The sequence below is a fragment of the Pseudoalteromonas sp. T1lg65 genome (genome assembly GCF_051930985.1).
Taxonomy (GTDB): Bacteria; Pseudomonadota; Gammaproteobacteria; order Enterobacterales; family Alteromonadaceae; genus Pseudoalteromonas.
The window spans coordinates 2480086-2492841 of the sequence record NZ_CP196837.1 but is presented as its reverse complement, the minus strand read 5'-3'; the positions used below and the strand labels follow the sequence as shown (position 1 = coordinate 2492841).

Annotated in this window: 8 protein-coding genes; 5 read left to right on the top strand and 3 right to left on the bottom strand. The window is 43.1% G+C overall.

Going from position 1 to position 12756, the window contains the following annotated elements; all coding sequences use genetic code 11:
- Positions 1-106 precede the first annotated feature (106 nt).
- Together ACSLBF_RS10945 and soxR are read right to left on the bottom strand one after the other, a co-directional pair.
- Positions 107-1882: a DUF885 family protein gene (locus tag ACSLBF_RS10945; RefSeq protein WP_440053438.1), complete on the bottom strand. Its 1776-nt coding sequence runs from the start codon at positions 1880-1882 to the stop codon at positions 107-109.
- Between the two features lie 16 nt (positions 1883-1898).
- Complete coding sequence (gene soxR, locus ACSLBF_RS10940) at positions 1899-2399, bottom strand: redox-sensitive transcriptional activator SoxR (protein WP_440053437.1); 501 nt, start codon at positions 2397-2399, stop codon at positions 1899-1901.
- A 92-nt stretch (positions 2400-2491) separates the two neighbouring features.
- On the opposite strand from soxR, the gene ACSLBF_RS10935 reads away from it, so the two are divergent.
- The 5 genes from ACSLBF_RS10935 (at position 2492) to ACSLBF_RS10915 (ending at position 8512) form a co-directional block, all read left to right on the top strand.
- On the top strand, positions 2492-2941 hold the full coding sequence (locus ACSLBF_RS10935; protein WP_440053436.1) for a flavodoxin family protein: 450 nt from the start codon (positions 2492-2494) through the stop codon (positions 2939-2941).
- 279 nt (positions 2942-3220) lie between these two features.
- Entirely contained in the window at positions 3221-5326 is a 2106-nt protein-coding gene (gene ovoA / locus ACSLBF_RS10930; RefSeq protein WP_440053435.1) for a 5-histidylcysteine sulfoxide synthase, read from the top strand.
- Between the two features lie 101 nt (positions 5327-5427).
- On the top strand, positions 5428-6570 hold the full coding sequence (locus ACSLBF_RS10925) for an aminotransferase class I/II-fold pyridoxal phosphate-dependent enzyme (protein WP_440053434.1): 1143 nt from the start codon (positions 5428-5430) through the stop codon (positions 6568-6570).
- 68 nt (positions 6571-6638) lie between these two features.
- A complete protein-coding gene (locus ACSLBF_RS10920; protein WP_440053433.1) occupies positions 6639-7202 on the top strand; it encodes a YSC84-related protein in 564 nt (187 codons plus the stop codon).
- Positions 7203-7417: 215 nt separating this feature from the next.
- Positions 7418-8512: an amidohydrolase family protein gene (locus ACSLBF_RS10915; RefSeq protein WP_440053432.1), complete on the top strand. Its 1095-nt coding sequence runs from the start codon at positions 7418-7420 to the stop codon at positions 8510-8512.
- 24 nt (positions 8513-8536) lie between these two features.
- Here the strand turns inward: ACSLBF_RS10915 and ACSLBF_RS10910 are convergent, their stop codons facing one another.
- Positions 8537-12736: a DEAD/DEAH box helicase gene (locus tag ACSLBF_RS10910; protein WP_440053431.1), complete on the bottom strand. Its 4200-nt coding sequence runs from the start codon at positions 12734-12736 to the stop codon at positions 8537-8539.
- Between the last annotated feature and the right edge of the window lie 20 nt (positions 12737-12756).

Genomic DNA, 12756 nt, shown 5'->3' with positions numbered 1-12756 from the left:
AAAAAATAGCTTCAAGTAATGTCAAGGCTGTTAATTTGTTCGAGTAACCACGGCTAAAGGCGGTGACTCGAACAGGGTTTCGTTAATTAGTTAATTAGTTAATTCGTTAATCCATCAATTGACGAATGTATTTTACTGGTGCGCTTCCATAGCTTAAAAACTTCTCATGAAACGCTTTTAAGTTGAAGTCATCACCGAGTTTTTGTTTTTGTGCTTCTCGGAAGTCGTAAATCTCGCGGTAACCACTGTAGTAGCTGGTAAGTTGCACTTGGCTTAGTGTTGCACGGCGCCATTTACCTTCTGCTTCTGCGCGTTCTTGGAAAGCGCCATTCATCAATAGATCTAGACCTTGTTCTTTGCTGATCCCTTTAACCTGAATGCCATAATCCAAAATGGTGTTGCAGATCACGCGGAGGTTCCACTTGTAATACATTAACCACATTTCTGGCTCAAAGTTGCCATAGCCTTCTTCTAGCATCATGCGTTCAGTGTACACCGCCCAGCCTTCGACCATGGCACCATTGCCCATTATGGATTTAATCAAAGACGGCGATTCGTTTGAGTAAACCAGCTGGGTGTAATGACCCGGTACGGCTTCATGAATATTTAGGATCTGTAAAATCCAGTGATTGTATTCACGCAGCAGTGAATTTGCTTGCTCGTCGCTCATGCCATCCAGCGGTGAAACGTTGTAATACGTGTTCTCTTTTTTCTCGTATGGACCCGGTGGGCTGATAGACGCCATCGCAAAACCACGCATATATTCTGGCGTTTCTCTCACAACCAGCGGCTTTTCTGGGTCTAACGTGATGAGATCTTTAGCAATAACAAACTTTTCCAACTGTGGGATCTGCTTTTTGATTTCGCTGACAAAGTCTTCTTTTTTAACATGTTTGTTCGACAGGTGAGAGATTAACTGAGCAATGGCATCACGGTCGTTTGCTGGACGAGCGGTGTCTTTAAAGTACTTTGGCCACAGTTCGTCTGTTAGTTTAATCATTTCATTAGTAACACGAGCCTTATCCGCGAGCGCTTTTTCATACATTTGTTTCGCGGTGTAGCCCGACTGAATATCAAACGCAAACTTTTCTTCGTAAAGCTTTTCGCCAATTCTAAATGAACGCGCATTACCTGACTCAACTAACGATTTTTCAAGGTCCGTTAGAAAAGAAATATAGCCATTGATTGCCGACTTGGCTGCCTCTAGACGCTGTTTAAACAGAGCTCTTTGCTCTGGACTTATCCACGCAGAGTTGACTCGCTCCATCAGCTCGTCATTGAGCACACTAAATGCACCTTGGTTTTGTGCTATGGCCAATTGTGTATATTCGAGAGTGGGATCTTTTATGTTCTGTTCAGCGGCTGCGTAGTAATCGGGTACATACTTCAAGCGCTCTAACACTGCTTCTAGCTTTTTTATTTCTGTACGGTTACGACTGTTTAAAATGGTCGCAAAGCCGCCAGATACATTGTAGTTGGAAGGGTTCCACTGCCAGCTTTTGAATGTTTCGATTTGCCAGATAGATTCTTTTAGGTTGTTTTCAATTAAGTGGTAATCGATTTTGGCGTTATCGCTGAGCAGCTCAACATCAAATTGTGCGAGTTTAGCTAGCTGCGCTTTAGAAAAGGCGAGGTTAGATTGACGCGAAGCTTCATTCGGGATGGTAATAATATCATCGTATTTGCCATAACCCGCCCATAAAGAGGATTCTGGGTATTGTCGCCACATATCCTTGATAAATTGCTCGGAAAAAGCAGCAAACTGAGCATTTTGATTCGCGATTTGTTCAGCTTTTATTGCAGCGTTTTGATTATCCGTAGACGAACAGGCAGAGAGCCCTAGCGCCATAGCCAGCGCCAAACTTACAGCGGTTTTTTTCATTGTGTCACTCTATTTATTAGTTTTGCGTATCATAACAAGATTTGGCAGCTTTGGCTGTTTCTGGGTCATCCAACCACACCGCGCCATTTGCCTTGCTACTGACGATATCGTCAGGGTTATAGATAGGGCAAGATTTCATCGACAAACACCCACAACCAATACAACCGTCAACGTAGTCTCTAAGACGTTGCATGTAAGCGATTTTTTCATCCAGTTTTTGTTGCCATGCGGTAGAAAGTTTTGCCCAGTCTTGTTTGTTTGGCGTGCGACTATTCGGAAGGGTATCCAGAGTTTCTTTAATCTCGGTGAGGGTTACCCCCATTTTTTGGCCTGCTTTAATAATCGCAATGCGACGTAACACGTCTTTTTTGTAGCGACGTTGGTTGCCATTGTTTCGCCAACTTCGAATTAATCCTTTATTTTCATAAAAATGCAGCGCAGAAACAGCAACATCGGCACGTTTGGCCACTTGTCCCACGCTTAAGTTTGGTTCATCTCTGACAATTTTTTCGGGCATAAAAAATTTCCTAAAAACATGTTTACCTAAAGTTTACTTTAGGTTTTACCTTACCAGCCTATCTTGTAAAAACAAATAAAAAAGGAACTAACATGCACACTGTCATTTTATATTCCAGCTCCAATCGTTTTGGTAATACCTATCAGTCGGCTTCACAGTTGGCTGCAGAATTAAATGCGCCAATGATTTATGTGGATGAATTTGAAATCAATGATTATTGCTATCAACATAGTCATGCCGATGATGACTTTCGAGCGTTGTTTCGTCGTGTACTTGAGTTTGATCATATTGTTTTTGCATCGCCCGTTTATTGGTACGCTATTACGCCCAAGCTTAAAGCGTTTTTTGATAGGATCACCGACTTTATGGATGATGAAAATTTGCAACCGGAACTGCGGAAATTGCGTGAAAAGCATTTTTCTATTCTTTCAACCTCTATATACGATCAGGCCCCTGAAGCCTTCACAGCGATGTTACTGCGTACTTGTCAATACTTAGGAATGGCGTTCAAACAGCAGTATCACTTTAAATATGACGTTTAAATGTCTCTAAAGTGGGTAACTGGCAAGTAAAAGCCGTTTTTAGGTTTGTTTTCATAAAAAAGTCAATTATTGTGGTCTATGGTAGCCTCGGGCGCGTACTGATTGCGTGATTAAAGCCCCATTCGAGCTTGATATGTATCAACTTAACCGTTGGTGAAGTTAATTAAGTGTTAACTCAAGCTGATTGCTTTAGTAAACTAACCACCTGCTGGGCTGGTAAAATTTGCACGTGCTAGCGATTGGCATACAAGAGAAGTTTAAACCAAAGAAGACGTTTTTATGGAAAGACCAAGTACACTCAAGCCGATTTGGCTTGCCGGAGATGACGTAGAGCAAAAGCGCAGTGAAATTAAAGCGTATTTTAACAACAGTTGGCAACAGTACGAATCCTTGTTTAGTAATATCAACAATGATGATGCTTTTTTTATTAAAGCCGAACGCTTACGTCATCCATTGATCTTTTATTTCGGCCATACCGCGTCGTTTTATGTCAATAAACTTATGTTAGGTAAGTTTATTTCAACTCGCATTAATCCCCACATTGAGTCAACCTGCGCAGTTGGCGTTGACGAAATGTCTTGGGATGATCTGGACAGTAACAATTATGATTGGCCAAGTGTCAACGAAGTGCGTCAATATCGCAATCAAGTAAGTGAATTGGTCAACTCACTGATCGATTCCATGCCAATAAGTTTGCCTATTCAACAAGATAGCCTTGCCTGGGTTATTTTAATGGGCATTGAACATGAGCGTATTCACCTTGAAACGTCTTCCGTGATTATTCGTATGTTGCCTCTAAGTGATTTGACAGCACAGCGAGGTTGGGAGCCTTGCTCTGAAGTCGAGAGCGCTCCCAAAAACAGTTTTGTGCCTATTGCGAAGACTGATGTTACGCTCGGTAAGCCTGAGTCAAACCAGACTTACGGTTGGGATAACGAGTACGGCCAATTAGATGTGACCGTTGAACAATTCGAAGCCAGTAAGTATCTGGTATCTAACCAAGAGTTTTTAGAGTTTGTAGAAGCTGGTGGCTATCAAACGCCTGAATTTTGGACCGAAGAAGGGCAAGCATGGCTTAAATCAACGCAATCGGTGATGCCAAGGTTTTGGTTGAAAAAAGAGTGCGGTTATTGGCAGCGCAACATGTTTGATGAGGTGCCATTACCGCTCAACTGGCCGGTTGAAGTCAATTACCTTGAAGCTAAAGCATTTTGTAATTGGAAGTCTCAACAACACAACAAGTTTATTCGCTTACCAACCGAAGCTGAGTGGCAGGTACTTCGTGACAAACTGCCAACTGATTTGCCTGATTGGCAAGAAGCGCCGGGCAATATCAACCTCGAAGTTGCCGCTTCAAGCTGCCCTGTGAACCGTTTTCAAACCGATGAGCTTTTTGATGTGATAGGAAATGTTTGGCAATGGACTGAAAGTCCAATCGACGCGTTTCCGGGATTCAAGGTTCATCCATTGTATGATGATTTTTCCACGCCAACGTTTGATGGCAAACATAACTTAATCAAGGGCGGATCTTGGATTTCCACGGGTAACGAAGCTGTCCGTGATTCTCGCTATGCGTTCAGACGTCACTTTTTCCAACATGCAGGCTTTAGGTATATAGCCAGTGGCTCAGAGCATGTACCAGTACAAAAAGTGAATTTGTGTGAAATGGACCGCGAAGTGGCGACAGAACTCAAAGCGCATTATTTACCAGCGCCTCATGGATTTGCTAACGGCCATGTTGAAGTTGTCGATAAAGTATTGAATATGTTGAAAGGTGAACGTAACAAAGCGCTGGATCTCGGCTGCTCTGTTGGTCGCGCTAGTTTTGAGCTAGCGAAGTCATTTACGCAAGTCGATGGTATTGATTTCACCGCTCGTAATATTCAACATGCCTTAGCGCTGAAAGAAGGCGCACCGGTGCGTTTTGCGACCCAGCAAGAAGGGGAGATCGTTGACTTTCATGAAGTAAGCCTTGCTTCGTTAGGGTTTGAATCGTTGGCAGAACGGATACACTTTTGCCAAGGCGACGCGCATAACCTAAAACCACAATTTAGCGGTTATGATTTAATACTGTGTCATCGTTTACTTGAGCATTTGTATGCGCCAAAGACATTTATTAGCAATGTGAAGTCACGTATGAATGAAGGAGCGGTGCTGGCGGTAAGCTCCGCTTATCAGTGGAATACGAATACGACGCAAAGCGATAACTGGCTCGGCGGTTATAAGGTCAGTGGTGAAAACGTGACTGGTAGGGATGGTCTGACCATCTTACTGGAGAAGGACTTTGAGTTTATCGGTGAAGACGAAGTCATTGTCGCAACCGAAGAAAATACCCGTAAACTCAGTGTTGAGCGTTGTCAGCTGACGTTATGGCGATGCAAGTAATTTGGCAAAGAGACAAAGTAAATATGGGCTATCGGCCCATATTCACTTTGCGCATATTAGAATTAGATTAAGACCTGCATCAGTAAGGACCACACACAGCGATGAACTTTTCTCTTCCTCAACACATTCAATTTGGCAGAAGCTTAACAGCCCCCATAGAGCATAGTTTAAGCGATTCAGGCGCTGAGGGTGTGAGCTTACATGCTCTACTGTCACTAAGTGGACAGTCTATGCCAGAAGTGACCATGGGATATTGTCCTATGGCTGGCAGTGAGGCATTACGAAAAGCAATAGTGAAGTACCACACGGGCAAAGCTAAAGCTGAGCTTATCTCGCAAACGATTGGTTTTTCTGGCGCGCAGGAGGCGATATTTTGTTTAATGGCGAGTATTTTAGAACCACAAGATGAAGTGTTGGTTTTCACGCCTTGCTACCCGTCTTTGGCAAGTCTACCTGAGCAGTTTGCCGCAAAAACCATTTGTATTCCGCTAAGGGAAGAACAGCAATGGCAGCTGGATTTAAATGCGCTTGAACAAAACCTCAGTAATAAAACGAAACTTATCATTATTAATACTCCACATAATCCAACTGGCAGCATCATCAATGCTCAACAAGCGAAACAGGTTAAGGCAATGGCAGAGCGGGTGGGTGCATACGTTTTAGCGGATGAAGTGTCGGCACAAAGTGATTATCACAGACTAGGACTAAGTGGTTTGTTTGTTGATTATCCTCGTTCTGTAACTTTGGGAGTTCTATCAAAAAGTCTGGGACTTGCAGGTATTCGAGTCGGATGGGCAATTTGTGGAAATGCTCAGCTTGCAGAACAGTTATTAGCGGTAAAGGCACATTTAAGCATTTGCGGCAGTGCCACGGATGATACATTGGCCACCATTGCGCTGGAACATAGTGAAGCTTTGCTTAAATCTAATCATCAAGTGATCAGCAAAAATATGGCACTGATGAGTGAGTTTGTGAGTGCTCATCAAGCGCAATTAAGTTGGCAGCCTCCGCAAGCTGGCATGCTGAGCTTACTCAAAGTGCATTCTGATATGCCCGCACAAGCATTTTCCAAAGCATTTGCGGAGCGGCATAACACGCTGTTGTTACCCGCACAGTTATTTAGTATGCAGAGTGAACAACACTTTAGGTTAGGATTAGGAAAGCGTAATTTTCAGCAAGCACTTGTTCGTTTTGAAAATTATCTATCGACTTACGTTAATCTTACATTCAAGACTTTGAGATAGACTATGCTTAGTTCTTGAACGCCAAAACATTAACTAACCTGAGTTCGGGTTTACTAAGAAAGGACCTAATGATGAACGTAAGACATTTCTTTGCTGGCTGTTTGGTATTAATACTCAGTGCTTGTGCGTCAATGGGGGAGGGTACGCCAGAACAAAAACGCCAAGCTATCCATCAAATGAAAAATGAAACCCTCAGACAACTGTATGCCAAAAAACCAGATACTCGCGCACAAATTGCTTCAGCGCCGGGTTATGCCGTTTTTTCTAATGCCAATGTGAACCTACTATTTGTTGCCGCCGGCACCGGCTATGGCGTTGTGCAAAGCAATCTATCAGGCACTACTACATACATGAATATGGCCGAAGGGGGAGTTGGGCTTGGTCTAGGCGTTAAAGACTATCGCATTGTCATGGTTTTTCACTCAGCCGAGGCTATGAATAGTTTTGTGGAATCAGGTTGGACGTTTGGTGGTAATGCTGACGCTGCTGCAAAGGCCTCCCAAAAAGGCGCGTCAGTTGAAGGTGAAGCCTATTATGGCAATGTTACTGTTTATACGTTTACTGAGAGTGGCTTAGCGCTGCAAGCGACGGTAAAGGGCACCAAATTCTGGAAAGACAAAGAGCTGAATTAATTCCACTATTGCAGTAGATTCGATTCCATCACTGGTTGATTGAATTTATTCCAATCAAGCGCTGCCCTCAAAACCCACTGAGGCGAACAAAAACCAAACAGCAAAGATCAACACGCTCTAGAGCCCTTGCATGAGGGCTTTTTCATCTCAGAACATTTCTTTGCAAAAACTGGCTACGTTATAGTAATCACTATATTCACTATTTCAGGGCAGGGATGATGAGATCAACACTTATCGCCTTAGGCACAACCTTTCTATTAGTTGGGTGTAAAGTGGTCAATGCCGGTGCAGAGCGAACCCTAGCTCAGTTTTCAGCTACTAACCAACAGTGTTACGACCGCGCGAAGCAACCCCATACTATGGTGGTAGATGCGCATCATCATTTTAAACCGTTTAACGGTGATGCAATCCCTTATGAGGAGCTGATAGATTACGCCAAGCGCTCTGGTGTGCTATTCGTTAATGTGTACGGTATTGGGCAAGTATATCAACGAAAACCTGACTGCGACGGGAATAAGAATTGCCTGAGTCAGTTGATTGCCCCAACCCTGGAAAACGACTTAAAAAATGTCAAAGATTATCTAGATTCTCAGCAGCAACAGGTTGTTGTCACGCTATCGATGACTTTTCCCGACTTGAATCAACCAGAGCAAATAGTCCCGACGATGAACGCGCTAGCCAAGCAATTTGGTTCGGTATTTAAGTGGATGGGAGAGGTCAACTTAGTTAAGCAGGCTTTGTTTGATAACGGTAGACAGCCGGTTGCCAGCGCAACCATCGCAAAATTTAAACCGTTTATGGAAAAGTTAAGGGAAAATGCCACGCCTTTAGCAATTCATGCAGACTTGGGTAGTGACGCGTCGCCGTTACGCTATTTGCCTTTATTTGAGTCACTGTTAACGCAATATCCAAACAACGTCATTGTTTGGATGCATATGGGATTATCTAAGGAGCTAGCCAATATTGACGCTAAGCTACATATTCAAACTGTCGAAACCTTGCTAGAGAAACATCCTAAGTTAATGTTGGATCTATCGTGGCGCATACTTGCTGATAATCATTTCAGCGATAGAGAGTCTAAACAGTTATACGTCGATTTTATTAATCGTTATCCTGAGCGCTTTCTATCCGGTACAGACTTTGTCGCTTATCGTAGTTATAATTTTTTTGACTACAAAAGAGAAGTTGCGGTAAATAGTGATATCTTCAAGCACCTTGATAACTCTGCTTTTCGAAATATAGCACTTGGGCAAAATTACTTTGACTTGCTTAGACTGCCGTATGTCGCCCCGATAATTTGTGAAAACTAGAGCCCGCTCTAACAGGCTCTTTATCTACAGAGTTTGTTTTAGCATTGCTAACACGTCTTGAACGTTAAGCTTTTCAACTTTGTCAGTATTGGCTAATAGCTGTTCGGCAATATCCCGTTTATGGGTATGCAGTTCAACGATACGCTCTTCGATAGTGTTTTGCGCGATGAGGCGATATATGGTTACGGGACGTTTTTGACCCAATCGATGTGCTCTATCTGATGCTTGTTCTTCTACCGCGGGGTTCCACCATGGGTCCATGTGGATCACATAATCCGCAGCAGTAAGGTTAAGACCTGAACCTCCAGCTTTTAAGCTGATCAAAAATACTTCACCATGTCCTTGCTGAAACGCAGTGACGATAGATTCTCTTTGTTTTGCTGGGGTTGAACCATCTAAATATTGGTAGCGAATGCCCCGTTTTTCTAAATGCTGTTTTATTAGCTGAAGATGACTAACAAATTGACTAAAAATTAGCGCTCTGTGGCCATTATCAAGCAACTCATCAAGTAATTTGTCTAGCGCGTGTAGCTTTGCACTCGTTATTTGACTTTCTGCCATGACTAACTGCGGGTTGCAAGCGGCTTGGCGTAACTTAGTTAATGCAGCAAATAACTTAAATCGCTGAGTTTGGGCGTTATCGTGTTGTGAAGAGTCACTAATTTCATCGATAGCATTTTGTCGTAATGCTTCATAAAAGACCCGTTCTTCTTCACTCAGTGTGACGAACTGGTTGATTTCAGTTTTGGCTGGTAGCTCGCTAAGTACTTGATGTTTCATGCGACGCAGGATAAAAGGTTGCAGTAGTTGCTTTAGTCCTTGCTTTGCACGATGTGCCGCAAGTCGATCTTGCTCGGCATTTTCGATGGGCAGTGAAAACTTTTCACTGAATCGTTTAAGATTGCCGAGTAAGCCCGGATTTACGAATCTGAAAATAGACCACAGCTCGGTCAGATTGTTTTCAATCGGAGTGCCAGTGGTGACCATCTTAAATTCACCCTTTAATGCACAGGCCGCTTGGCTGCGTTTAGCGAGTGGGTTTTTTAACGCTTGTGCTTCATCAGCAACAATGGTGGTGAAGCTGACTCGTTTGAGTTGTTCAATCTCACGTTGCAACAACCCGTAGCTGACAATGACACAATCCAGAGCCGTGAGTTTGGCAAGCATATTAGTACGTTGTTCACCATTATCGTAATCACTCAGTGTATGTACGTTCAGTGTCGGTGCAAATTTACGGATCTCGCGTTGCCAGTTAAAGCAAACGGAAGTTGGTGCAATTACCAAGGTTGGCCCTTTTGGGGCGCGCGCTAGAATAACAGCTAGCGCTTGCAGGGTTTTACCTAGTCCCATGTCGTCGGCAAGGCATGCCCCGGCTCCCCAATGTGCAAGTCGCATTGCCCAATCAAAACCAGCAAGCTGATAGTCTCGAAGTGTGGCATTGAGGGTGTTTGGCACGTTAACCACTAAATTTTCGACTTGCTGCATTTGCTGGGTCTGCGCTTCCCATGCAGGCAAAGTCTTCATTCTCATCCCCGACATGGCTTGTTGTACAATTGGACTGGCAAGAGGGTGAAACTGACCGTCGTGTGCAACTTGATTAAGCGTATCGAGTTGTGATTTTAGCTGCTCAGAAAGTACCAATACTTGTTCATTTTCAAGGGTTATAAATCGACCATTGCTGGTAGCAACCATTTTTAATAGTGCTTTAAAGTCGATAACTTGTTGGTCATCAATTTGTAGCTCACCCGTCAAATCAAACCATTGGTTTTTCTTTGACATGGCAAGCTGTAAGTGCTGGCTTTCGAGTTTTTTCGATAGCGTAATTTTTTTGCCTTTGGGCCAACGTAATTGCACTGGCATAGGGCTTGGCTTGGTTGCCATGAGCTGTTCAAGCGCGGCCAATACTTCCAGTGCGGATTCTGGCTCGTCTAGCGTAAGTCGGTTATCCGTCATTTCCAAAAACGGTGGACAGTGTTGATCCAACTGTTCGAGTCGTTCTTGCTCTATCAATAATGCTCGGGTGGTTGCAAGCCGCTTCCCATCGATTTCTGCAGTGACCGTTGCTGCTCCATGTCCAGGTTGGAATAGCGGGCCCTTTTCGCCAAAAGGCATAACCACACAATGAAAGTCCAATCCACGTTGATAGGGTTGAATATTGATAATTAACGAGTCGTCAGCACTGGTGGTCTCCAAACCAATTTCGATATCGCTGAGTGTGGACTGTACATTTAAATAGGGAGCAACAGCACGGATCCCCTTAAGTAGCTTATCTTTAGCTGTTTTTGGAATAATTAAGCCTGATTCACCGATGATCTCAGCAACTTTCATATGAGATTGGTCAAATACCGTAAACTCAATACAATCAGGTTTGCGGCTCAAGGAATAACAGTTAGCCTCGATAAACTCACTAGGTAGGTTGGGAATGGTAACCAGTAATTGGTCTTGGTTTTCACTGACCACTAACTCAGGCATTTTCTCGACTAGCGTAATCGGCGTGTTTAGGTCATCTTCAAAATATAAATTGTCTGCACCAAGGGCTGTGCGCATCGCATCAAGACCGGCCAAACGATATTCGGTTCTGCCAGTATAACTCGGTGCCACTGAAATTTGTGCGACCAGTTTTTTATCTTGCGGCGTCAAATAGGTAAACTTCTCAGGGTTTTGGGCTAGTACTTTATTTGCTATCGGTTTACCTTTCCCCCAGCCTGATTTTCCTTGCTTTTGTTCTCTTGCTAAAAACTCTAAGTCAAAACGACCAAACCTTAACTGCCAGATAAGCCGTTTACCTTGTTGGTTTGCTTTCTCTTGTGGTGAAGGGGCGAGTGCTATTAATTTATCCAATGCTACATCCCATTTAGATTTCCTTTCTATCAGACTTGGTAACTCAAAGTCGTCATGTTTTTTTTCTGTAGAGTCAGACAAGGCTGCTTGCAGCTGTTGCGCAAAGGCTGCAAAGCGCTTGAGACCCACAGAGGTAAAATAGTCAAAGCAGTCAGCGATGGAAGTTTGCTGTTTTGCTGTTAGGTGTTGATTGCACCAAAAACTGGCATAAGCATCAAGCAAAGCACCAAGATAGAAGTCAAAAGGTTGATGCGTTTTTTGGCTCAGATAATTTAAGTGGCTACCGTTATATTCATGGCTGTTTGCCAAACTTTCGCTTAAATAGAGTATCACATTGTTGGCGTAGTAGTGGCTGTAAGGTTCTTTGCTATCTTGTACTTCTGCATCGATTTGACGCGATAATTCATCGAAAAGCTTAGCATCTTTGTTATTTGCAGCATGTAGCAGATAGAGTTTGTGAAATATACCTAAGGTTCTTCCTAAGTAAGGCTGTTTGCGTTTGCCGAAGCTATTTTTCGCCAACAAAGCTTGCGAAAAATGTGTTTCGCAGGCTTGAAAGTCATTTTGAAATAACTCGTTTACCGCTTGGATTTGTAAATTATAACTGTTGTTGTGTAATGCAGTCGGCGTTAACTCCGTACTTAGCGACGTCGTATCTGAGTATAGAGCGAACTCGTGTTGTAATGATTTTAATGCTGAGTTACTGGTGTTCTGTTGACACACTTGGTCGAGCAAGGAAACAGCGGCGGTGATATTTTGACTGCTTTGTAGCAAGTGATAAAAAAGGCTAGCAAAACATTGAAACTGCAGTGCGTCAGGAAGCTGCAGAAACTCCTCAAGATCAAAAGGATAAAAGTACAGCGAAAGTAGTACGTGATTAAACTTATGATCAACTGCTTGTGGATTTTTGGCGAACTTTAATTGTGCAATCGCCTTTTTAAATTGCCCTAATAGTAAAAAATCTCTCGCTAACCTTTGTTCATCGACAAACTGTCGTTCCCACTCATACGCATTTAGTACCGGGGTAACTTCTTCTCCAGCACTCAGGATAGCAAGCAAACAGTTGTCTTTTTGCATATAAATGCAGAGTGTTTTAGCTAAAAATGGTGAAACTTGTAAGCCTTCTTCACTAAAGTTGACCAACTCAAGTTTTTGCCATGCGAGTATTTTGCTATGTGGTATGCTGCTACAAAAAGACGAAGGAGGGAAAACGTCTTTGTCTGCTAATAGCGCGACTATTTTTTTTAATTTTATCGGTGAGATGGGTTTATAAATGACCGCTAAAGTGCTCAATACCTGTTGTTCTTCCATGGGTAATGCTTGGTAGCGGTTGATTAGCAGGTCAATGTGTTGCGGGGTATGCGTAGATAAAGTAAATGCCATGCTAAAGTCGATATAGGTTC